We start from the raw sequence: 22,615 nt of genomic DNA on the forward strand, positions 1-22,615 counted from the left end.
GCTACACGGATCAACGAGGCGAATCATGGGCGTTTCACGGATGTTTTCGGCTTTGCCGAAGGCGGTCATTCTCGGCTGCGCGCTGAGCCTTGCTCCCTTCACAGCAGATGCGGAACCTGCCGCCAAGAAACTCTTCGAGACCGCGCATTCACCCGCGCCTCTGCCGCCCGAAAGCCTCGGCTTCTACTCCAAGGGATGCTTGGCGGGCGCCGCCCAGCTTCCCGCCGACGGTGAAGCCTGGCAAGCCATGCGCCTCTCGCGAGACCGGCGCTGGGGCCACCCGGTTCTCGTTTCCTTCCTGAAGAGCTTTGCCGCCGAGGCTCAGCGCCGCGGCATCTGGCCGGGCGTCCTCTTCGGCGACATGTCGATGGCACGCGGCGGCCCCATGCCCTTCGGTCATTCCTCCCACCAGATCGGCCTCGACGCCGATGTCTGGCTTCGCCCCATGCCGCGCCAGTGGCTCAGCCCGGCACAGCGCGAGGATTACCCGTTCCGCTCGGTGCTGAAGGAAGGCGGCCTCACCGTCGACGATAATGTCTGGAACGACAGCTATCGCGACATCATCCAACTCGCGGCATCCGACTCGCGGGTCCAGCGGATTCTGGTCCATCCCGGCATCAAGAAGAAACTGTGCGAGACGACGCGCGGCGACCGGCGCTGGCTGAACAAGATCCGCCCTTATTACGGCCATGACTCCCACTTCCATGTCCGCCTGTTCTGTCAGCCCGGATCACCGAACTGCGAGCCGCAACGCTCGACCGGCACCGGCGACGGCTGCGGCGATCTCGACTGGTGGTTCGATGTCGCCCTCCAGCCGCCTCCGCCGAATGCAAAGCCCTACAAGCCAAAGCCGGACCTGACGATGTCCGACCTCCCCCGTGCCTGCCAGCGGGTTCTGACGGCAGGACCAGCCGGCGCGCCGGCGCTGGCTGCGTTGACGCCCGACCTCGGCGATATTCCGCTGCCGAAACCGCGACCACGCCGCTGACCAAAAAAGCGCGCTCCAATCAGAAAAGAAACCGCTTTTACCTCATTCGAGGCATGAAGCGCTGGGCCGTGCATTGGTAATGTAGCCTTAAGGGACGTCTTACTTCCTTTGAGGAGGCGTTGATGCGCCACGGTTTAAGCAAGTTCGAAACACTTCTCGTCGAAGCATCCGATGCTCCGAAGGTCGTTCTTCCCGACACCTTCGGCTATCTTCTGAAGCGCAATCCGCTGACCGGAAATCTCAAGCGCAGGGCGATTGTCGAGGCCTACGAAAAGCTCGTCGACGGCATGTCCAGCAGCGACACCGTCGAAGGGCCGGCCGATGCCGGGATGACCTTCCTCGGCCAGTTCATAGACCACGACATCACGCTCGACGCCACGAGCGAGCTCGGAACGCTGATCGATCCTCGCTCGATCCGCAATCTGAGAACCCCCAATCTCGATCTCGACTGTGTCTACGGCGATGGCCCGGAAGCCTCGCCCTACCTCTACTCACACGAGGAGAAGACGAAAAACTTCCTCATTTTCGGCCGTAAAGACAGCCCCCTGGACCTGCAGCGCAATTCCTATGGACCAGACTCCCATGGCCGCGCCCTCATCGGCGATCCGCGCAACGACGAGAACATTATCGTCAGCCAGATTCAGGGCGCCTTTATCTGCCTTCACAACATCCTCATGAGCCATGCGAAGGCGGGACAAGGCGTCGAGCACGACATCGAATCCTGCGCCCTGATGAACGTGCGCAGCAAGGCGTGGGAGGATTTTGTCCCCGACCACAAGAAGCTCTTCGAGGAGGTTCGGCGCTTCATCCGTCTCCACTATCAGTGGATCATCCTCAACGACTTCCTGCCCTCCTTCGTCGATCCAGCCGTCATCCGAAAGGTCGCCAATCACGATCCGTTCGGCGCCCATGCGCCGATCATGCCGGTCGAGTTCTCCGTCGCCGCCTATCGCTTCGGCCATGCCACGGTTCAGCCGACCTATTGTCTGCGCGATGGCACCAGTCCGGTACAGCTCTTCAAGATGGAGGGTTTCAAGCCGCGCGGGACGGAACAGGATATCGAAATGGGACAGTTCTTCTCACATGGTGGTGGGAAGGCCCAGAAGGCCCGGCCCGTCGGCCCTTCGATGGCGGATATCCTCTTCACGCTGCCGGACAACGTCGCCAATGACATGCCGGAATGGGGCGGCGTGAAACTCACAAAGGCCCAGGGCAAGAAACTTGGCCTGCGCAACATCCTTCGCGACCGCGCGACGCTCGAAGTTCCGTCAGGCCAGCAGATGGCCCGCCATCTCGGCATCAAGGAACTCGCGGCGCCGCCGGCTCTCAAGGAAGCGCATATCGACAAGACGCCGCTCTGGTTCTACTGCCTTCAGGAGGCTGGCGAGATGGGCCATGGCAAGCTCACCGGCGTCGGCGGCACCATCGTCGCCTCGGTCATCATGCGCATCCTCCGATTCGATCCGGACAGCGTCCTCCACGTGCCCGATTTCAAACCCTGGGCAGGTTTCGGCGGCGAGAACTGCACTTTCGCCTCCATGGTGCATTTCGTCGAAGAGCATCGCGACGCGATCCCGGAGCGCAAGGACCTCTATTACAAATAGGCCAGGACGCCGCACGTCCGCGTCTTTCCCGAATGGATCGGATGATCGACCGGCCTCGATGCCGGTGGGTCGTCTGCCCTTGAAGATCGGCCCATTCCCCGCTTTGCCTTTGAACCAAGGCCGGCTAAATGGCTGTGTGGTCAGAATGGGGATCTAGACATGGCATCGCGGCGCCAACCAGACACGTTCCTGAAGTTTCCGATCCTGATCGGTGACATCGGCGGCACGAATGCCCGCTTTGCCATTCTGAAGGACGCCTTCGCCGAACCGAAGCTCTTCGAGATCGCCGAGACCGAGAAGTTCGAGACGATCGACGAGGCGATCCAGACCAATGTCCTCGACCGGACCTCCATCCAGCCCAAGAGCGCCGTCCTCGCCATCGCCGGGCCGATTGACGGAGACGAGATCGATCTCACCAACTGTCACTGGGTGATCCATCCTCGGCGTATGATCGCCGATCTGGGGCTCGAGGAAGTCGTGGTGATCAACGATTTCGAGGCGCAGGCCCTCGCGATCTCCTCGCTCGGCGAGGACGCGCGTGAGGAGATCGGCAGCGGCATCCATCGGGAGGGCGCGAGCCGCGCCGTTCTCGGGCCCGGAACAGGCCTCGGCGTCGCCGGTCTCGTGCGTGCCCGCAACATGTGGATTCCGGTCGCCGGAGAAGGCGGGCATATCGATCTCGGCGCCCGCACCGAGCGCGACCGCGCAATCTGGCCCCATCTCAAGACAATCAAAGGCCGGGTTTCTGGCGAACAGATCCTGTGCGGCCGCGGCCTCGTGAACCTTTATCAGGCGATCTGCAAGGCCGACGGCGTGGACCCGACGCACACCAAGCCCGCAGAGGTGACCCAAGCGGTGGAAGCCGGAAACGATCCACAGGCGCGTGAGGCGGTCGATCTTTTCTCCATCTATCTCGGCCGGATGGCGGGCGACGTCGCGCTGATCTTCATCGCGCGCGGCGGCGTCTATATCGCTGGCGGCATCTTCAAGCGCATCATGAAGCTGGTGGATCAGGCGAAGATCCGCGAGGCCTTCGAGGACAAGGCACCCCATTCCGACCTGATGCGCGAGATTCCGCTCTATGTGATCACCGAGCCGCAGCCGGCCCTGACGGGCCTTGCCGCCTTCGCCCGCTCACCGCGCTTCTTCGGCCTCGAAACCACCGGCCGGCACTGGGGCAACGGGAAATAGGCCGAACCGCCAGCCCTCCTCCACAGCTACAGCCCGCGCTCGATAGCTGATAGAATGCGAAAGCGCAGCTTGCCCGTATTTCCCGTGAGCGAAATCACGAAGGGAGCGCTGCCGTGGCCCGAGGTCTTGGCAAAGCCCGCAAGCGTGCGCACGCCTGAAAACGTCCCCGTCTTGTAACGCGAGCCCGCTCGCGTCGCGCGCAGCAATTCGGCGTGGGGCCTGAAATCGTCGAGTAGTTTGGCGAGGCCCCGCGCGGTGAAGCTGTTGTCGCGGCTGATTCCCGAACCTTCGACCAGCTGAATGGCATCGGATAGGCCCCGCTCGGCCAGGAGTTCGTTGGCGACCGCGAGCGATTTTCCGAGGCTCACCGGTCCGCCTTTCTCATGGGCTCCGACTTCGAGGAAAAGCTGATTGGCGATGTAATTGTTCGAGCCGAGCAGCATCTGAGAAACGATCTCTGACAGCCTGCGCGACTGCTCATGAACATAGACCGGCTCAAGTTCCTCGGGCACGCCGCCCGTCGTGATCTCGCCTTCGACCTGACCGTCTGCGCGTTCGATAAAAGCTCGCAGCAGTTCTCCGGCATAAAGAAGGCTCACCTCCGGGTCTTCCTGGGCAAGGCTGATGCGGCTGCGGCCATTCGGTCCCCGCGCCAGGAACTGGCTGATCGCGAGCGGGGTAATCGGCGTCTGCTCTTCGGCCGAGCGCACGGTGCTTCCCCGGCGCACGGCGTGTATCGTGTTGAAATTCACCGCGAAGGCGGAATTGCGCGCGTCATAGGCCTCGTCGGTATCCTCGATCCCGGGAATACGAAGATCATCCGGATAGTAGCTCGCATCGAGCACCATGCCAGTCAGCGGCTCCTCGCCGACAGCCCTGACGAGCTCCAGCGCGAGGAGCGCGAGTTCCTCCGAAACCAGAAACGGATCGCCGCCGCCGCGTACGTAAAGGACACGATCTTCGTCCATGTAAAAGCGTGTCTTGAAGCGGTAGTCGCCGTTCAGAACCTTTATCGCAAGCCATGCCGTGACGACCTTGGCGACGGAGGCCGGTACGAACGGCTTGCCGGTATTCTGGGCGACAAGATCCTCGCCATCCTCGTCGAGAACGAGCACAAGCCCCGACGGCGCCATCGCGGCGATCCTGTCGGCGGTATCGGCGGAGGCCGGAACGATCAGAAGAGCGAATGCGCAGACAAAGGCGAGCGGCTTGATCAGCATGGCGTATCCGGATGTTGGAAGCAGTCGCGGCCAAAGATGCGACACTACAGACATCCGGGCGCCGGGCCAAACTCAGGCTATCGCGATGCAGCCCAGCGCTCTACTCCGCTGGCATGTCGCTGACTTCTGCGACCTTCGTACCACCCATGCGGTTGTAGGCGTCGAGTGCCGCGATCTTGTAGGCTTCCGCGAGCGTCGGATAGTTGAACGTATTCTCGACGAAGTATTCGAGCGTGCCTTTAAGGTTGAGAACCGCCTGACCAATATGGATCAGCTCCGTCGCCCCCTCGCCGACGATATGGCAGCCTAAGAGGCGCCTCGTCTTCAAGGAAAAGATCATCTTCAGCATTCCCGAGTCGAGGCCCATGATATGACCGCGCGAGGTTTCGCGGAGTCGGGCGACACCAATTTCGTAAGGGATGTCACGTTCCAGAACCTCTTTTTCCGACATGCCGACGGTCGAGATTTCCGGCACCGAATAGATGCCGTAGGGAAAGAATTCCGGCGGCTGGTGGGTCGGTGCGTTGAGCGCGTGGCAGGCGGCTATCCGGCCCTGTTCCATTGAAGTGGACGCAAGGCTCGGGAAGCCGATCACATCCCCCGCGGCATAGATATGCGGCACGTCCGTCTGGAGCGTCTTCGGATTGACCGAAAGCCGGCCGCGATGATCTGCGGAAAGACCGGCCGCTTCGAGACCCAGCCGATCGGTGGAGCCCATACGCCCGGCGGCGAAGAGCACCATCTGCGCGCGAACCTTGCGGCCGCCTTCGAGCGCAATCTCACAGCCCTCGCCCACGCGCTTGACGGCCTCCACCTTCTGGCCGAACCGCATTGCGACCCCCCGATCCCGCAGATCGTAGGTGAAATCGTCGAGGATATCGTCGTCGATGAAGTCGAGCATTGTCTGGCGCGGCTCGACCAGCGTTACCTTGACGTCGAGCGAGTTGAAGATCGAGGCGTATTCGACACCGATCACGCCCGCACCGATCACCGCCATGGAACGCGGCAATTCAGGAAGCTCCAGAATCTCGTCGCTGTCGAAGATGCGTTCTCCGTCGAAGGGAATATAGTCCGGCCGAAAAGGCTGGGTGCCGACGGCGATCATGAAGGTATCGGCAGTAAAGCGCTTTGTCTCTCCGCCCTCGCTCTCCACCTCAACCGTATGGGGATCCACGAAGCGCGCCTCGCCACGCAGCGTCGAGACCTTGTTGCGCGCGAACTGGTGTTCGAGCACCTCGACCTCGTGGGTCAGTGTCTTGTGGAGCCGCTCACGCAGATCGCCGGCGGTGATGTCCTTCTTCACCCGGTAGGAGCGGCCGTAGAAGCCGCGCTCTCGCCAGCCTGACAGGTTGAGCGCCGTCTCGCGGATGGTCTTCGACGGGATCGTGCCGGTGTGCACAGAGACCCCGCCGACCCGGCGGCCGCGCTCCACGACGAGAACACTGCGATTGAGCTTGGCGGCCTGGATCGCCGCCCGTCGGCCCGACGGCCCGCTGCCGATCACCAGAAGATCGAAATGGTCCACGTGATTCCCCTCAGATCGTGTGCCCTTCCCTGCCGCACGCGACATTCCAATGCCCGGCACCCAATTACAAGAGCCGGAAGCTCGGTAAGCTCAGCCCATTGCCATGGCGAGCGGGCCACCTTACCTCGCTCCTCGTTACAGTGGTGCTCGCAGAAAGGTCAGGGCATGGGTCTCAAAACCGCCGTCCAGATGGATCACGTGTCCTCGATTCAAATCCGCGGCGATTCGACGTTCGCGATCGGCCTGGAAGCCCAGAAGCGCGGCCACGAGCTCTGGCACTACACACCTGACCGCCTTTCCATGCGCGGCGACACGCTCACCGCCCGTGCCGAAAAGATGGAGCTTCGCGAGGTAGAAGGCGATCACTTCACGCTGGGTGAAACCGAAAAGATCGATCTTGCCGAGATGGACGTCGTCCTCCTGCGCCAGGATCCGCCCTTCGACATGAGCTACATCACGTCCACCCACCTTCTGGAGCGGGTTCATCCGCAGACGCTCGTCGTCAACGATCCGGCCTCGGTGCGCAACGCGCCGGAGAAGATCTTCGTCACCGAGTTTCCCGATCTCATGCCCGAGACGCTGATCACCAAGGACATCGAGGAGGTGAAGGCCTTCCGCGCCGAGTTCGGCGAGATGATCATGAAGCCGCTTTACGGGAACGGCGGCGCCGGCGTCTTCCACATCACGAAGGAGGACAAGAACCTCTCCTCCTTCATGGAAATGTTCGGCATGCTCTATCGCGAGCCGTTTATCTGCCAGCGCTATCTTCCAGGCGTTCGCAAAGGCGACAAACGCATCATCCTGATCGACGGCGAGATTGCGGGCGCCATCAACCGGGTGCCGGCAGAGACCGACGCGCGCTCCAACATGCATGTCGGCGGACGGGCCGAGGCGACCGATCTTACCGAGCGGGATCGCGAGATCTGCGCACGCATCGCGCCAGCGCTCAAGGAACGCGGGCTGATCTTCGTCGGCATCGACGTGATCGGCGACGTGATGACCGAGATCAACGTCACCTCGCCCACCGGCATACGCGAGGTGAAGCGCTTCGGTGGCGCCGATATTGCGGCGCTTCTGTGGGATGCGATCGAGGCCCGCATCGGTTGATGTTCGCTGCTTCACTCGCGCGATAGAAACGAACGGTAAGGTACACGATCAGAAGGGGCACCACATTGGATGTTCCTATCCGTGATCGCCCCGCCATTTTGTTCTTGTTTTATTCTTTTCACTGTGCTTACCTCGGGTCGCATAGGCGCGACTTCTTCGCTTCTTTTGGAGGAGTCGCTCTCGCTAGGAGGCTCGTCATGGTCGCGCGCGTGAAAACCGTCGCTTTTCAGGGGATCGAAGCCCGACCGGTGGATGTTCAGGTCATGGTCGCGCCGGGTAAGATGGGCATTCAGATCGTTGGCCTGCCGGACAAGGCGGTCGCCGAAAGCCGGGAGCGCGTTCAGGCGGCGCTCCACGCTTCGGGCCTCGCGATGCCGCCCAAGCGCGTTACGGTCAATTTGGCGCCAGCCGATCTTCCGAAGGAAGGCAGCCATTACGACCTGCCGATCGCGCTCGGCTTGATGGCGGCGCTTGGCGCGATTCCCGCCGATGCCATCGCCGGCTTCATGGTTCTCGGCGAACTCTCGCTCGACGGAGCGATCACCTCGGTAACCGGCGTTCTGCCGGCCGCCATGGGGGCAAACGGTCTCGGCTTAGGCCTCATCTGTCCGGCCGAATGCGGCCCCGAGGCGGCCTGGGCCGATTCTGAGATGACGATCGTGGCGGCCCGAAGCCTCATTCAGATCGCCAACCACTTTCGCGGAACACAGGTCATTTCACGACCGGAACCTGCCGTGCGCGCCCTCCCCGCCAACCTCCCGGACCTTGCGGAGATCAAAGGCCAGATCGTCGCCAAGCGGGCTCTGGAAATCGCTGCTGCGGGCGGGCACAACCTGCTGATGGTCGGGCCACCCGGCTCCGGCAAGTCGATGCTGGCCCAGCGCCTGCCCTCGATCCTTCCGCCGCTCGGCGCGCGGGAACTTCTCGAATGTTCGATGATCGCCTCGATCGCGGGCGAACTGTCCGGCGGCAAGCTATCGGACCGCCGGCCGTTCCGCGCGCCGCATCATTCAGCCTCCATGGCCGCGATGGTCGGTGGCGGCCTGCGGGCCAAGCCCGGCGAAGTCTCGCTGGCGCACAGAGGCGTCCTTTTCCTCGACGAGTTTCCCGAATTCAGCCCGGTGGTTCTGGATTCGCTCCGCCAACCTCTCGAAGCGGGAGAGAGCGTGATCGCACGAGCCAATCACCGGGTGACCTATCCCGCCAAGATGCAGCTCGTCGCGGCGATGAATCCCTGCCGGTGCGGGATGGCAGGCGAACCCGGCCACACCTGTTCGCGCGGCGCCAAATGCGCCTCAGACTATCAGGCTCGCATCTCAGGCCCGCTCCTCGACCGCATCGACCTGCGCGTCGATGTGCCGGCCGTCACGGCGAGCGATCTCATCCGGCCGCATGCCGCCGAAACGTCCGAAACCGTCAAGGCACGCGTCCTTCGGGCACGCGCCATCCAGACCGAGCGCTATACGAGCCTCGGTCTTGCAGCCGAAACGGTCAACGCCCATTGCTCGGCCTCTATGATCGAGACGATCGCGGAGCCGGATGCGGGCGGGCGCCAGCTTCTCAACGACGCGGCAGAACAGATGAAATTCTCCGCGCGGGCCTATCACCGCATCCTGAAAGTGGCGCGAACGCTCGCCGATCTCGACGGCAGCGACGTGGTCCGAAGAATTCACCTCGCCGAAGCGATCTCATACCGCATAGCCGGCGAAAGGCTGCCGGCCGCGGCCTGAGCCATGACTTGGCTCGCCTGTGATCTGAGCGAGCCAAGCCGTTCCGGCGTTTCAGCCCCGCAAGGAGCCGCCGGTCGCTTTTTCCACATTGGCAACGATCTTGTTCGAGACCGCCTCCAGGTCTTCCTCCGTCAGCGTCCGCTCCACCGGCTGCAAAGCGACCTCGATCGCGACCGACTTGTTGCCTTCGCCGAGTGCCCCGCCGGTGAAGACATCGAACACGCGGACTTCGTTGATCAGCGTCTTATCGGCGCCGCTTGCTGCCTTGATGATCGCTTCGGCCTCGATATCGCTTCCGACAACGAAGGCGAAATCCCTGCGCACCGGCTGCAGCGTCGAAATATTGAGAACGGGCTTCGTCTTGGTCGCCTTGCGCTTCGGCTCCGGCAGAGCATCGAGAAACACCTCGAAACCGCAATGCGGACCTGCCGCGCCAAGCTGCTTCAGCACCTTGGGATGAAATTCGCCGAATTCCGCCAGAACGACCTTGGGTCCGAGCTTGAGCCGGCCGGACCGCCCTGGATGATACCAGGCGCTCGCCTCGCGATCGATCATCAGCCGCTCCACCGGCGCGCCGGCTGCTTCCAGAACCGCAAGAGCATCGGCCTTCGCATCATAGATCGAGACGGCAGCGGCAGCGCCGCTCCAGGCACGTCCCGGTCCTTCGAGGCCAGCCGTGCCGCGCCGCATACCGCCGGCGACCCGTTTCTGATCTCCGGGCGTATCGCCGCGATAGACGCCGGCCACTTCGAAGATCGCGGCATCGCCATATCCGCGCGCGGTGTTGCGCGCGGCAGCGGAAATCAGACCCGGCAGCAAGGACGGCCGCATATCCGACATGTCGGCAGAAATCGGGTTCGTGAGGCGCAGCGCATCGACCCCGCCGCCGAAAGCCTGCGCATGTTCGCGCGGAATGAAGCTATAGTTGACCGCCTCGACCATGCCGCGCGCGGCGAGCGCCCGACGAGCCGCGCGATCGCGGGTCTGTGCAAGGGTCAGGATGCGCGTGTTGACGGCACCCGCCGCCGCAAGCGGCTGCGGTGCGATCTCGTCGACGCCGACGATCCGCATCACCTCCTCGACAAGATCGGCCTTGCCGTCGATATCCGGCCGCCAAGTCGGCACGGTCACGCGGATTTCGGCGTCATTTGCGCCGGGATCAAGCTTGAACCCCAGACCTTCCAAAATGGCGCGCTGGCGTTCCGGCGGAACTTCGAGGCCAGTGAGGCGCCGAACTTCCGTAAAGGGGAAATCGATTACCGGCATCCCGACCGGCGCGACACCTTCGACGACACGCTCGGAGGCAGCGCCGCCGCAGATATCGAGAACTAGCTTCGTCGCAAGATCGAGGCCGGGTTCCATTTCAGCCGGATCGACGCCACGCTCGAAGCGATAGCGCGCATCCGTCACGATGCCGAGGGAACGCCCGGTGCGTGCGGTCGCCAGCGGATCCCACAGCGCAGATTCGATGAGAACCTCGGTCGTCATATCGTCACAGCCCGAGGCTTCGCCACCCATGACGCCGGCCAGCGATTCGACGCCGTTCTCGTCTGCGATGACGCAGATCGTTTCGTCGAGATCATAGGTCTTCTCGTCGAGTGCAAGCAGTTTCTCGCCCGCCCTCGCCTGCCGGACGACAAGATTACCGTGCACTTTCTTCGCGTCGAACACGTGCAACGGCCGGGCTCGATCGAAGGTGATGTAATTGGTGATGTCGACGAGCGCATTGATGGGTCGCAGGCCGATCGCCTTCAGCCGCTTCTGCATCCAGTCCGGCGACGCGCCGTTAGCAACACCCGTTACCATGCGCAGTGCGAAGCCGCGGCAAATCTCGGTCTCGACGCTGACCGACACAGGGCAGGTGCCCGCGCCCTCGATCCGCTCAATGGGCGGGGACTTCACGGTGCCGAGACCGGAGGCGGCGAGATCGCGGGCGATGCCGGCAACGCCCATCGCGTCCGGATGGTTGGGCGTCAGATTGATCTCGATCACCGGATCGGCGAGCTCGGCATAGTCGGCAAAGCGCGCACCCACCGGCGCATCGGCCGGAAGATCGATGATCCCGTCATGCTCTTCGGAGAGTTCGAGTTCTCGCTCCGAGCACATCATGCCGAAGCTTTCGACGCCCCGGATCTTACCGACGCCGAGCGTCGTATCGAGGCCCGGAACGTAATCGCCCGGCCGGCCGAGAACGCCGACGAGACCCTCGCGGGCATTCGGCGCGCCGCAGACCACCTGTATCGGCTTGCCCTCGTTCACCTCAGGCCCGGCCTCGACCATCAGGACGCGCAGCTTGTCGGCGTCCGGATGTGGCTTGGCAGAGACGACCCGTGCAATTCGGAACGCGTTGAAGACAGCGCGGTCGTCGACAGCCTCGACATCGAGACCGATCGCCGTCAGGCGCTCGCAAATCTCTTCCAGCGTTGCATCGGTCTGAAGATGATCCTTCAGCCAGGACAGGGTGAACTTCATCGGGTCGGATCCCACAGAATGAATGCGGCACAAAATCCTGCCGCGCATGATGGGCCGCAACGAACGACGGGACGATCGGCAGGATGCCATCTTCCATGCAGACCATCTGGTTCGAAGACGATCGGGACGATGGCGCTGGTGATTTCGAACCGTCGCGGCGCCGGCGACGGTTACGCACTAGAACAGGGGGCGGAACAGAAGCAAGACGCCGGAGAGCGCTGCCGCATCATCGTCAGTTGCCGGAGCCACCATCTCCGCCGGCGCCGGCATCACCATCATGTCCACCATCGCGATGATGCAGCGGACCACTATCCGCTGTACCGCTCATGTCGCCCGCCACCTTTCGAACCGCTGCATTCGCGTGGACGAAGCGATAGGTGAGGAGCGCGATCGCCGAGAACAGAAGTGTCATGAAGACAAGGACGGGGGTCGACTGGCCACTCTCGAAGGCGAGGCCGAAGAACATCCAGGTGATGATGGTTCCCACAAGGAGACAAGCGAGCGCAGCCGGTGTCGCAGGAAGCTTATGATAGATAAGCGAAAAGATGATCACCGTTGCGAGAGCCACGATCCAGCGGCCCGGCGAGGCGAAAAGATCGAAGAAGCTCTCATCGAAGAAGAGAGCCGACACCCCGTCGAAAAGGAGTTTGCCGATAATCGTGCCCGACAGTACGGCAATGACTTCGAGGGTGAGCGAACGCGGACTCATCGATGGGCGGCCTTATGCTTCGGATATCTGAGGGAATGACCGGCAGGACTATCATGTTCCGACCTAGCACCGATCGGGCAGCGGACAACGGCGACACCGGGATACCAGTGTGAATTGTCGGAACGGCGTTCGGACAGCGTGAATCGAAATCGGCGCCGCGTCGCGCCGGGCTCGAAGACTGCTGCGGAAAAATCACAAGGGGATCACTCCGCGCACATTTTCGGGCCGAGGCATAGCCCATTAACACAAGCTCCACGCAAGCTGTGCTAGCCAACCGGCTATGACAACGACCCTTCGCCTCGCTCTGTGTGCCATCCTCGCGCTGTTTTCTTCGACGCCGTCGCAGGCGGCGATCGGCACGCTCGAAGCGCGGCCCGAAATCAGTTTCCAGGCAGAGGCCGACCCCGGAACCATTGTCGTCAAGACATCGGAGCGGAAGCTCTATCTGATTACGGCGCCCGGCAAGGCCATGGTCTACGACATCGCGGTCGGCAAGCCGAGCGAGCAGTGGTTCGGAAAGAGCTGGGTTTCGCGTAAGCGCCGTGCTCCCACCTGGGTGCCGACACCTTCCATGCGCGAGCGGAATCCGCGTCTGCCCCAATCGATCGGGCCGGGACCGAAAAATCCGCTCGGCGAGCGCGCCATCAATCTCGGCTGGGGTGCATACCGCATCCACGGCACGAACAATCCGCGCTCCATTGGCAGCGCGGCCTCGGCGGGGTGTTTTCGTATGCGCAATGCGGATGTGAAGGACCTGTTCGAGCGCGTTCATGTGGGGGCCGAGGTGCGGGTCCTGCGCTGACGAAGCAAGGCGAAGGGATTCGACCATCGACCTTTTTAGAAAAATTCTAAAAATTTTTACTTCTGCGGGTTGCGGTGACGGTCGAGCCGGCTTATAGGCGCTCTCCCGGTCGTCGGATCGGGGATGGATGGCAACGGTTCGGGTCTTCACATGGCCCGCCCGCACGGGGCGCTCTGCGCTGTTCCGTGTACGGCCGGCATCCTCGGAGGACTGGTTTCGGAATGTAGCTCAGTCAGGTGAGAGCGCCGGCTTTTCGTCCGGAGGTCGCGAGTTCGAATCTCGCTTTTCCGTCCATTGGATAGCTCAGTGGGTTAGAGCAACGAACTGTTAATTCGTTCAGCGCGGGTTCGAATCCCGCTCCAAAACGCTGACTTGAAAATCAGCACTGGCTTTCGACGCCAGCCGCCTACAAAGCGGTTTCAAATGAGGGACCCGAAGGATGGTCCGCCGAAGGCAGGATGGTGCGGGACCGGCTCCAAAGGGGCTGGAACCGACCGGAATGCCGCACGCCATGGTCGCATTGGCCGAATGCCGGTGAAGGCCGGGCCGCGCATTGCGCCGCAAGGCACCGTTTTCGAATGGTGCCGAGCCGCCTTTCGCGCCGCTCGCGCCCTCTCACCCGCGTGTTCCGCCGGGCATCATGTCCATCCTTCGGTGTTCCGCAGGTTTTCGCGGGCATCCGAACGGGCGCCCGCCCTCGCGCCTTTGCGCGAAACGAGCTCCGGTTCACTGAATGAACCCGAGGCAACCGGCCGCTTGCGGCCAAACGGAAAAACGAAAGGAGGCCGCGTGACATAGGTTGCGACGGAAGGTGAGTGTGATGATGAAGACGCTTTTTCAGCGGCTTATGGGCCGCCAGCGCGTGACGGTGATGGAGAACCGTCGTGCGCTCTACCTCAAGGACGGACAGCTTGACGCGATCCTGACGCCCGGTCGGCACTTTGTGCCCGCGGGGAGCGATCGGGTCGAGCTCGAATGGCATGATCTCGCTGCGCCCGACTTCAAGTCGCGTTACGAGACTGTGCTCTTCGACCGCCTGCCAGACGATGCCTCGCGTCATCTCACCGTCTTTCGGACCGATGCGCACGAAGTCGCCGTGATCGAGCGCGACGGCATGGTCGCGAGCGTGATGGGCCCGGACACGCGCCGGATCGTCTGGACCGCCGCAGGCCCGTGGACCGCGACGCATATCGACGTTTCGGAGATGCCCGCCATCGCCCCGAAGCTGATGCGTCGGCTGGCCTCGGCTGGCCGGACTGCGTTCACGTTCGTCACGGCCGCCGACGTGCCGGAAGGCCATGCCGGTCTTCTGTTCGTCGACGGTGCGCTCGTTCACCGGCTGTCGCCCGGCGCGCATGCCTATTGGACGCCGGGCCGTCAGGTGCGCCTGAAGCTTGTCGACCTTCGGCTCATGCCTCTCGAGGTCTCGGGTCAGGAGATCCTGACGAGAGACAAGGTGTCGGTGCGGGTGAACATTGCCGCACAGTACCGGGTCACCGATCCGGTGCTCGCGGTGACGACCGTGCCCGACTTCGGCCAGGCGCTTTACGGCGCGCTGCAGCAGGCGTTCCGGCGCATGCTCGGCGGCGAGACGCTGGACGCGCTTCTCGAGCGCAAGAGCGCGCTCGACGAAGAGCTGACGGCCGAGGTGCGGACTGCGATGGCCGAGATCGGCATCGAGGTGACCTCGATTTCGCTGAAGGATGTGATCCTGCCCGGCGAGATGCGCGAGATCCTCAACCGCGTCGTCGCGGCGGAGAAGGAGGCGGAAGCCAACGTCATCCGCCGGCGTGAGGAAACGAACGCCACGCGTTCGCTGCTCAACACGGCCAAGGTCATGGCGGAAAATCCCGTCATGCTGCGGCTGAAGGAGCTCGAAGCGCTGGAGACGATCGCTGGCCGGGTGGACCGCCTGACGATCCACAACGGTGCCGATGGCCTGATGAAGGGCCTCGTCAACCTTCAGGACGCCTGATCGTCCAGGATGAGACCAGCCCCGGCGGACCGATCCGCCGGGGTTTTCTTCGCCCGCAGCTCATAAGGTCAATTGTGGCCCGCCCCAAACTTCGGCCATTCTTTTCCGGCAGATGATCCGGCACGGGGATGATTTCGAAATAATCGGGGGATCGATGGGCGCTCTTTCGCGACTGACGACACTGGCGGCTCTCGGCGTGGCCGGAGCACTGGCTTCGACACCGGCGCTCGCTCACCCGCATGTCTTCGTCGAGTCCAATGTCGAGATTGTCGGCGACGAGACTGGCAAGTTCACCGCGATCCGCAATGTCTGGCGCATGGACGAGCTTTTCTCGTCCTCCGTGGTCGTCGACTTCGATGCCAATGCCAATGGCACGCTGGACCCGGAAGAACTTGATGCGGTGGGCGAAACGATCCGCGGCTCGATCGCCGAATGGGGCTTCTACACCTTCGCCGAGCTCGGCAGCCGCGACGTGAAATTTACCGCCCCGGAAAAGATCCATACGCTCTTCGAAGACGGCCAGCTCATTCTCTTCTTCGAAATGCCGGTCGCGGAAGAAATCGACCTGCGCACGCAGCCGATCAAGGTCTCCAATTTCGATGAGAGCTTCTTCGTCGCCTTCGACTTCAAGGATGTCGATGCATTCAAGCTGATCGATCTGCCGGATGGCTGCCGCAAGTCGCTGAACGTTCCCGACGAGGACGACGCGGCCCAGCAGTGGATGGACAGCATCGCGACGCTCGGGCCGGATGAGGAAGTGGGCGATGCAGGCGCCCAGTTTGCCGATGTGATGGCGACCCGTCTCGAAGTCTCCTGCGGAGCGCAGAGTTGAAACCCATGACGGTTCTGCGGATTCTCGGTGGCGGCCTTCTCGTCGCGATCTTTCTTGTCGCGGATGCGGTCGCAAAATCATCGCTCGGCATCGGCACAGCCGATACCACTGCACCTGCCGGCGGCGGCCTCTTTTCCGGCATTTTCACCCAGATCGCGGTCTGGCAGCGCGACTTCTTTTCCGCGCTACGCCATGCGCTGGTCGGGCTGAAGCGCGGCGATGGCGCGCTCCTCTATCTCGTCGGGTTGTCGCTCGCCTATGGCGTCTTCCATGCGGCCGGGCCGGGTCACGGCAAAGCGGTGATCTCGGCCTACATGCTGGCCAGCCGCGCGCAGCTGAAGCGCGGCATCCTCCTCTCGTTCGTGTCCTCGGGCGTGCAGGGCCTCACGGCCATCGTCGTCGTCGGCGGAGCCTGGTATCTCCTGCGCGGCACCGGTATCTCGATGACCGATGCGACGAACGGCGCGGAGATCGCATCCTATGCGCTCGTCCTGCTGGTCGGGCTCTATCTTCTCTTCAAGGCACTGAGAAAGCTGGCTCGCGATTCGATCGTGACGGCCTTCGCGCGGCGAAGCTTCGCGCCATTCCAGCGCCTCTTGAAACGCGAGCGTGAAACCGGGCTCTCCCTCGCCTTTTCCGGAGCGGGTACGGCGGACTGGCGTAATTCGGACCACGCGGCCCCAATCCGCACTTCCCGCTTTGCCGCGTCCGAAGGCTTCGAGAAGGGCACCATCTGCGCGGAAAGCCCGGAGGCCTGCGACTGCGGTCGCGCGCATATGCCGGCGCCGGACGCCGTCTCGCAACCGCTGACGCTGCGCTCGGGCCTTGCCGCCGTCTTCGCAGTCGGGCTTCGGCCCTGCACCGGCGCGATCGTCGTTCTCACCTTCGCACTTCTCAACGAGCTTTATGCGGGTGGCATCCTGTCCGTCTTCGCCATGTCACTCGGAACGGCGACGACGGTCTCGATCATCGCAACCGTTACCGTGCTGGGGCGCGGCGGGCTGGAGCGGGTCGGCGGGAAGACACGCTATGCCGGAATACTTGGCCGAAGTCTCGAAATCACCGGCGCCCTCCTCCTGACGCTGGTTGGCATCGGCCTTCTCGGCGGAGCACTTGCGGGCTAGGCTTCCGAAGCCAAACGAAGCCAGATCTGATCCTCAGCCTGCGAATGCGGCGAGCGCGGTATCGACTGCCAGAGGAAAGAGCACCAGGCCCATTGGCGCGAAACAGAGCGCCAGAACGTTGAAGACGACGACCCAAAGCACGAGCCTGTCGGAGCGCGACATGGGCTGTTTGGCGGGTTCCGGTGGATGCCACTCGTTCTTTTCATCGAGAAACATTGCGATCCGCGCTCTTTTGATCCGTCGAAACAAGCACTTATCTTAACCTATCGACTGATCACTGTATCGGCTACGCAACTTTCTGTCACACCGCATCTGGAGGCCTTGCCGCTTCGACCGGGTCCACCTTTAGGATGCTCGACGAAGCGTCGCGCACGCGAACGCGGGTGCCTTCGGGCAAATCCGGCCCTTCCACCGTCCACCAGCTGTCGCCGATCTTCGCACGCCCCCTGCCCAAGATGATCGCCTCGCTGAGGATCGTCTCCCGCCCCACGAGACGCCGCGCCGGATTGTCGGGTTTGTCGCTCCCTTTGCCGCGGCTCGAGCGATACCACCGCCCACCGAGATAGATCGCCGCTGCGCTGACGGTCGCGAAGGCGATCAGCTGCTGGCTGATGCCGAAAAGGCTTTCGGGCAGGAAGAACGCGTTGGTGCCAACGACGAGGGCTGCAAGGCCGAAGAACAGCAGGTAGACGCCGGGAGAGGCCAGTTCGAGGGCGAGCAGCACGAAGCCCGCGATCCACCACCAATGTTCCGGCTCGAAGGATCCGAGCATCGGTTCAGCCTCCGTTGCCGTCCCAATTCGAGCGGGTGGTGAATTCCGGCGGGCTGGCCTGCGGACCAGTCGGCCCGCTCGGACGGCTCGGCCGCGATCTCGCCGGACTTGCTGCAGGTTTCTGAGCCGTCGGAAGGTCGCCGAAGGTCGCTCGAGCCAGTTCCGAGATACCGGCAATCGAGCCCATTAGTGAGGATGCTTCGAGCGGCATCAGGACGACACGCTGATTGGGTGCGGAGGCGATCTGGCCGAGCGCCTCGGTATATTTCTGCGCAACGAAATAGTTGATGGCCTGGACATCGCCGGCGGCGATCGCCTCGGACACCATCTGGGTCGCCTTAGCTTCGGCTTCGGCCTGGCGTTCGCGGGCCTCCGCGTCGCGGAAGGCGGCGTCGCGCTGGCCCTCGGCCTTCAGAATGGCGGACTGCTTGTCGCCTTCGGCCCTCAGAATGGCCGCGCTCTTTTCGCCCTCTGCCTCCAGAATCTCGGCGCGCTTCTCGCGCTCAGCCATCATTTGCCGCGCCATGGCATCGACGAGGTTCTTCGGCGGATTGATGTCCTTGATCTCGATCCGCGTGATCTTGATGCCCCAACTATGGGACGCGTCGTCAACCACCCGCAGGATGCGCTCCGAGATCGAATCGCGGTTCGACAGCAGATCGTCGAGATCCATCGAGCCCATGACCGAGCGCAGGTTGGTCATGACGAGATTGAGGATCGCATATTCGAGGCCGGACACCTCGTAGGCAGCCGCCCTGGCATCGAGGATCTGGTAGAAGGCGACGCCATCGGCAGCGACCGAAGCGTTGTCCCGTGTGATGACCTCCTGGGTCGGCACATCGAGCACCTGTTCCATCATGTTCATCTTGTGCCCGACACGTTCGATGAACGGGATGAGAAGGCTGAGGCCCGGCGTTAGCGTCCGCGTGTAGCGGCCGAAATTCTCGACGGTCCAGTTGTAGCCCTGGGGCACGATCTTGATGATCGAGGACAAGATGAAGACCGCGATGATGACGAGAACGACAATGGCGATAAGGCCGGGAGAAACTGCGAAAATATCCATGCGATGACACTCGAAAAGATGCGGCCTTGAGACCAGTGACAGGGAGTATCATCCTCAGTGGCGGACGAGGCAAGCATTTGCCACCCCCGACCCGTGCACGATGGCGAATATCAGCTGAAGAAGACCGCCAGGGCGACGAGTCCGTTGGCGGTCAGCAGGCAGGCCACCGCAAACGAGCCGAGATCCTTGCCGTGCTTGGCCGTCTTGCTGAAGTCCGGCGAGATGTGATCGAGAAGTTCCTCGAGCGCCGTGTTGAGCGCTTCCACCGCGAAAAGCACCAGCGCGGCAACGCCTTGGACAACGAAAAGCCAGAGCGACGATCCGAAGGCGAGGTGCCAGATGATGACGCCGACGAATGCGGCGAGTTCCTGCCGAAATGCCGCCTCGCGCGAAAGCCTCACAAAGCCGGCAAAAGAATAGCGCGTCGAATGGAGGAGATGGCGCAGGCCCTTTTCCTTCTGCGGAACGTCGCGGTCGTTGTGCGGTTCGTTCAACGGGAAAGGTCCTGTCTGATGCGGGGTCTTCTTGGCACGCATCGACTATCGGCAGCACGCGGTCGCGGCAAGCATCGGTCGAGGGTCTCGCTCAGGACTGTTCTGGAAACCCGAATCGCAAGGCGCTGCCGAAGTCCGCGAGGCACTCGGCGATGATAGCCATATCGCGTTACGCGTCTGGCTTCAGCATCGATGACGTTGTGGGATGTTGGTACGCCCAACGGGACTCGAACCCGTGTTTCCGCCGTGAAAGGGCAGCGTCCTAGACCGCTAGACGATGGGCGCAACGCGGCGGTATCTACGAGGTGTGAGCCGATCTTGCAAGCGTAGATTTTCCAAAAACGAAAAGAATTTGGAAGGCCCGCTGCAAGTCCCCCCACGCGACGAATGCGCAGCCCCTCAGCGACCGCGCCGGCAGCGCCAGTTCCACTCGCGCCGTGGGCCGGTATCGATATGGATCGCCTTGGTGTGACAATAGGTGCCGACACCGCCACGCCCCGGAAGGCTCTTCGCGAAAGCGGCCACGGCCAGATTATTTGCGTTCGGAATGATAATGTCGGCGGCCTTGCACGACATATGCTGCGAACGCTTGGCGCCGCGCACCCGGCGATTGTGTGCCGGGCTGCGATAACCGGAGGTTACGATGACGCGCTGGCCGAATCGCTGTTCGATCGCATGGATCATGCCAACCAGCTGACGCGGGAAACAGTCGGTCCGCACGCTCTCGCGCTGGACCCGAAGGCCGTTCGGGCTGAGGCGCGCAAATCCACCGCCGAGCGATGCTACCTCATATGCGGCATCCTCGAGCGCATCTTCGTCGGCCGATGCCCGCTGCCCGATTTCGAAGATCGAGTTCGGATCGACGCCCGGCAGGGACTCATCGGCGCCCGAAGGCGCACCTTCACGATTGAGCACGACGCGGCGTCCCTTGCCACGCTCGGCATTGGCGATCGGCGTTCGTGCCTGCTTGCGGGCGAAAAGCGACTGGAAGAGCGATCCGCCACCGTTTGATGTCGCGCCGCTCGCTGCGCCACCCTCGCCCACGCGGCCGCCAGCATAGGCTGCAACGGTTTCGCCGCCCGTCGAAAGCGGGACGAGTGCCCCGTTCCGCTTCTCGGCCGTCGCTGGCGTCGCATCAGCGACTTCACGGGCTGCTTCTTCGGAAACTTTTGGCTCGGGCGCGGCCGCATCGTCACCAAGGGTGGAAACATCCACCTCGGGCGCATCGCTCACATCGACCGGCGCGTTGCTTTCTGCGACTGTCGTCGACGGTGTCAGGCCGAAGGAGCTGATGTCGCTGATTCCCGACATGCAACCGGACAGAAGAGGAGACAGGATCAGGGCGGTCCCGAGAAACACTGTCGATTTGAGACGGCGGGGCTTCACCCGGCTGAGCGAGATCGATCTCAGGTTATCCGCTTGCGCACAGGCGGATTGAGGACGGCATGCGTCGTCGGTCGTCACTCTATCAATCCCTCTCCAGCAAAGCGGCCCGTGCCCATACCGCTTCCCAAGTTCGAAACCGCCCCGATCATCCCCATGACCAAACCGGATCGATTGCGCGGGGCATATCTGCCACCGCTTCGGGAGCGCCTTTCCCAAGAGGCAAAACCGCTCCGTTCAAATACAACTCGCAATGCGGATTGTATTTCAAGTCCATTGCCGGACCGCGAACAGTCAACGCGAGTCCCGGCGAAGAGTCAAACGAGGCCGGAATTTTTCGGCCCCGCTTCGTCCCATGATGACGAAATCTTCATGATTGGAGAATGAGGCGGGTTTGTGGACTCGCCCGCCCTTTGACCGCCGCGATCACCAGGAACCGGTATTGCCCATGGACGCCCAGGGTTCCTTGGGTTGCAGCGCGTCGCCCTTCTGCAGAAGCTCGAAGGAGATGCCGTCCGGCGATTTGACGAAAGCCATATGCCCGTCGCGCGGGGGCCGATTGATGGTGATACCGTTGTCCATCAGCTTCTGGCAGATATCGTAAATATCATCGACGGCGAAGGCGAGATGGCCGAAATTGCGCCCGCCCGTGTAGTTCTCCGGATCCCAGTTATAGGTCAGCTCCATCAGCGGAGCCTTGGTATCCTTCGCCTGGGGCATGTCGTCAGGCGCGGCGAGGAATACGAGCGTAAAGCGCCCTTCCTCGCTTTCCTTCCGGTTTGTTTCGACGAGCCCCAGCTTGTTACAATAAAAGTCGAGCGACTGGTCGAGATCGCTGACACGGACCATTGTGTGCAGATAACGCATGACGGTTTCTCCGATTTTCGCATTTTCGGTAGACCCAAAACGAAAGGGGCCCTTTCGGACCCCTTAAGCTTGGTCTTTCAACCTCGAATGCCCAGAGGGCGCAACGAGGAAATTACATCATCGACTCACGTGCCTGCTCGACGGCGGCCATGCAGGCTTCTTCATTGCCCTCGTCGAGCGCCATCTGTGCTGCGGCGAGATGAGCCGAGACCATCTGCTGGTCACCAGCCATGTCGGATCCTTCTCCCATCGACGACGAGCCGGACGACGTCATGTCGCTGGAGCCGGCTGCCATATCCGACGAACCGGAGTCCGTGCTCATCGAAGAGTCCGTCGAAGAAGCGCTATCCGAAGCGGCCATATCGGTCGAAGCCGAGCTGTCCATGCTCGACGACGAGTCGGACGACGCCATGTCGCTGGAGCCGGCTGCCATATCAGACGAACTGGAGTCCGCGCTCATCGAAGAGTCCGTCGAAGAAGCGCTATCCGAGGCGGCCATATCGGTCGAAGCCGAGCTGTCCATGCTCGACGACGAACCGTCCGTCGAAGCAGAAGAACCTGTCGCGCCGTTAATCGAGGTAGAACCGCTCGATGCCGTATCGGACGAAGCGGTATCCATCGAAGAGCTATCGGACGTTGCCATGTCCGATGAACCGGAATCAGAGCTCATCGAGGATCCGGACGAGGAAGACGCGCTGCCGGACGCGGCCATGTCACTGCCACCCGAAGAAGCGCCTTCTTCTCTTTGACCGGCCTC

General features: G+C 62.6%; 20 protein-coding genes and 3 tRNA genes. 12 read left to right on the forward strand and 11 right to left on the reverse strand.

Annotation, left to right across the window (positions count from 1 at the left end; all coding sequences use genetic code 11):
* Positions 1 to 25 precede the first annotated feature (25 nt).
* From mepA to ABRA89_RS09515, 3 genes are all read left to right on the forward strand, one after another.
* Positions 26 to 988 (forward strand): penicillin-insensitive murein endopeptidase, encoded by a 963-nt coding sequence (mepA, locus tag ABRA89_RS09505; protein ID WP_349941232.1) that lies wholly within the window; start codon positions 26 to 28, stop codon positions 986 to 988.
* 122 nt (positions 989 to 1,110) lie between these two features.
* Positions 1,111 to 2,592 carry a peroxidase family protein gene (locus tag ABRA89_RS09510; RefSeq protein ID WP_349941233.1) on the forward strand — a complete coding sequence of 494 codons (1,482 nt, stop codon included), beginning with the start codon at positions 1,111 to 1,113 and terminating at the stop codon, positions 2,590 to 2,592.
* Positions 2,593 to 2,751: 159 nt separating this feature from the next.
* Entirely contained in the window at positions 2,752 to 3,783 is a 1,032-nt protein-coding gene (locus ABRA89_RS09515) for a glucokinase (protein WP_349941234.1), read from the forward strand.
* A gap of 26 nt (positions 3,784 to 3,809) precedes the next feature.
* Here the strand turns inward: ABRA89_RS09515 and ABRA89_RS09520 are convergent, their stop codons facing one another.
* Together ABRA89_RS09520 and sthA are read right to left on the reverse strand one after the other, a co-directional pair.
* Positions 3,810 to 5,003, reverse strand: coding sequence for a D-alanyl-D-alanine carboxypeptidase/D-alanyl-D-alanine-endopeptidase (locus ABRA89_RS09520; RefSeq protein WP_349941235.1), 1,194 nt, complete (start codon positions 5,001 to 5,003; stop codon positions 3,810 to 3,812).
* A 100-nt stretch (positions 5,004 to 5,103) separates the two neighbouring features.
* Positions 5,104 to 6,528 (reverse strand): Si-specific NAD(P)(+) transhydrogenase, encoded by a 1,425-nt coding sequence (sthA, locus tag ABRA89_RS09525; protein WP_349941236.1) that lies wholly within the window; start codon positions 6,526 to 6,528, stop codon positions 5,104 to 5,106.
* Between the two features lie 165 nt (positions 6,529 to 6,693).
* Between sthA and gshB the strand changes: the two genes are divergently transcribed.
* Together gshB and ABRA89_RS09535 are read left to right on the forward strand one after the other, a co-directional pair.
* Complete coding sequence (gene gshB, locus ABRA89_RS09530; RefSeq protein WP_349941237.1) at positions 6,694 to 7,635, forward strand: glutathione synthase; 942 nt, start codon at positions 6,694 to 6,696, stop codon at positions 7,633 to 7,635.
* A 197-nt stretch (positions 7,636 to 7,832) separates the two neighbouring features.
* A complete protein-coding gene (locus ABRA89_RS09535) occupies positions 7,833 to 9,365 on the forward strand; it encodes a YifB family Mg chelatase-like AAA ATPase (protein WP_349941238.1) in 1,533 nt (510 codons plus the stop codon).
* A 51-nt stretch (positions 9,366 to 9,416) separates the two neighbouring features.
* On the opposite strand, the gene pheT is transcribed toward ABRA89_RS09535, so the two are convergent.
* On the reverse strand, positions 9,417 to 11,837 hold the full coding sequence (gene pheT / locus ABRA89_RS09540; protein WP_349941239.1) for a phenylalanine--tRNA ligase subunit beta: 2,421 nt from the start codon (positions 11,835 to 11,837) through the stop codon (positions 9,417 to 9,419).
* 232 nt (positions 11,838 to 12,069) lie between these two features.
* Positions 12,070 to 12,546: a hypothetical protein gene (locus ABRA89_RS09545; protein ID WP_349941240.1), complete on the reverse strand. Its 477-nt coding sequence runs from the start codon at positions 12,544 to 12,546 to the stop codon at positions 12,070 to 12,072.
* Between the two features lie 280 nt (positions 12,547 to 12,826).
* Here ABRA89_RS09545 and ABRA89_RS09550 point away from each other — a divergent pair, with 280 nt between their 5' ends.
* The 6 genes from ABRA89_RS09550 (at position 12,827) to ABRA89_RS09575 (ending at position 17,279) form a co-directional block, all read left to right on the forward strand.
* On the forward strand, positions 12,827 to 13,348 hold the full coding sequence (locus ABRA89_RS09550; protein WP_349941241.1) for a L,D-transpeptidase: 522 nt from the start codon (positions 12,827 to 12,829) through the stop codon (positions 13,346 to 13,348).
* Between the two features lie 217 nt (positions 13,349 to 13,565).
* A tRNA-OTHER gene (locus tag ABRA89_RS09555) sits at positions 13,566 to 13,642 on the forward strand.
* Positions 13,641 to 13,713 (forward strand) — tRNA-Asn (locus tag ABRA89_RS09560). Before ABRA89_RS09555 ends, ABRA89_RS09560 begins: the two co-directional genes overlap by 2 nt.
* A gap of 455 nt (positions 13,714 to 14,168) precedes the next feature.
* A complete protein-coding gene (locus tag ABRA89_RS09565; RefSeq protein ID WP_349941242.1) occupies positions 14,169 to 15,323 on the forward strand; it encodes a slipin family protein in 1,155 nt (384 codons plus the stop codon).
* Between the two features lie 154 nt (positions 15,324 to 15,477).
* A complete protein-coding gene (locus ABRA89_RS09570; RefSeq protein WP_349941243.1) occupies positions 15,478 to 16,155 on the forward strand; it encodes a DUF1007 family protein in 678 nt (225 codons plus the stop codon).
* Positions 16,156 to 16,160: 5 nt separating this feature from the next.
* Complete coding sequence (locus ABRA89_RS09575) at positions 16,161 to 17,279, forward strand: nickel/cobalt transporter (RefSeq protein WP_349941244.1); 1,119 nt, start codon at positions 16,161 to 16,163, stop codon at positions 17,277 to 17,279.
* A 33-nt stretch (positions 17,280 to 17,312) separates the two neighbouring features.
* Here the strand turns inward: ABRA89_RS09575 and ABRA89_RS09580 are convergent, their stop codons facing one another.
* The 7 genes from ABRA89_RS09580 to ABRA89_RS09610 all read right to left on the reverse strand — a co-directional run bounded on the left by ABRA89_RS09580 (position 17,313) and on the right by ABRA89_RS09610 (position 21,858).
* Positions 17,313 to 17,495, reverse strand: coding sequence for a hypothetical protein (locus ABRA89_RS09580; protein ID WP_349941245.1), 183 nt, complete (start codon positions 17,493 to 17,495; stop codon positions 17,313 to 17,315).
* A gap of 85 nt (positions 17,496 to 17,580) precedes the next feature.
* Entirely contained in the window at positions 17,581 to 18,051 is a 471-nt protein-coding gene (locus ABRA89_RS09585) for an NfeD family protein (RefSeq protein ID WP_349941246.1), read from the reverse strand.
* 4 nt (positions 18,052 to 18,055) lie between these two features.
* Complete coding sequence (locus tag ABRA89_RS09590) at positions 18,056 to 19,114, reverse strand: SPFH domain-containing protein (protein WP_349941247.1); 1,059 nt, start codon at positions 19,112 to 19,114, stop codon at positions 18,056 to 18,058.
* Between the two features lie 110 nt (positions 19,115 to 19,224).
* Positions 19,225 to 19,608, reverse strand: a complete 384-nt coding sequence (locus ABRA89_RS09595; RefSeq protein WP_349941248.1) for a diacylglycerol kinase — start codon at positions 19,606 to 19,608, stop codon at positions 19,225 to 19,227.
* A gap of 209 nt (positions 19,609 to 19,817) precedes the next feature.
* Positions 19,818 to 19,893 (reverse strand) — tRNA-Glu (locus tag ABRA89_RS09600).
* Between the two features lie 114 nt (positions 19,894 to 20,007).
* Complete coding sequence (locus ABRA89_RS09605) at positions 20,008 to 21,072, reverse strand: YcbK family protein (RefSeq protein WP_349941249.1); 1,065 nt, start codon at positions 21,070 to 21,072, stop codon at positions 20,008 to 20,010.
* Positions 21,073 to 21,417: 345 nt separating this feature from the next.
* Positions 21,418 to 21,858, reverse strand: coding sequence for a VOC family protein (locus ABRA89_RS09610; protein ID WP_349941250.1), 441 nt, complete (start codon positions 21,856 to 21,858; stop codon positions 21,418 to 21,420).
* A 230-nt stretch (positions 21,859 to 22,088) separates the two neighbouring features.
* Between ABRA89_RS09610 and ABRA89_RS09615 the strand changes: the two genes are divergently transcribed.
* Positions 22,089 to 22,607 carry a hypothetical protein gene (locus ABRA89_RS09615; protein WP_349941251.1) on the forward strand — a complete coding sequence of 173 codons (519 nt, stop codon included), beginning with the start codon at positions 22,089 to 22,091 and terminating at the stop codon, positions 22,605 to 22,607.
* The last annotated feature ends 8 nt before the right edge of the window (positions 22,608 to 22,615 follow it).

The organism is Fulvimarina thalattae (genome assembly GCF_040239565.1).
GTDB lineage: Bacteria > Pseudomonadota > Alphaproteobacteria > Rhizobiales > Rhizobiaceae > Fulvimarina.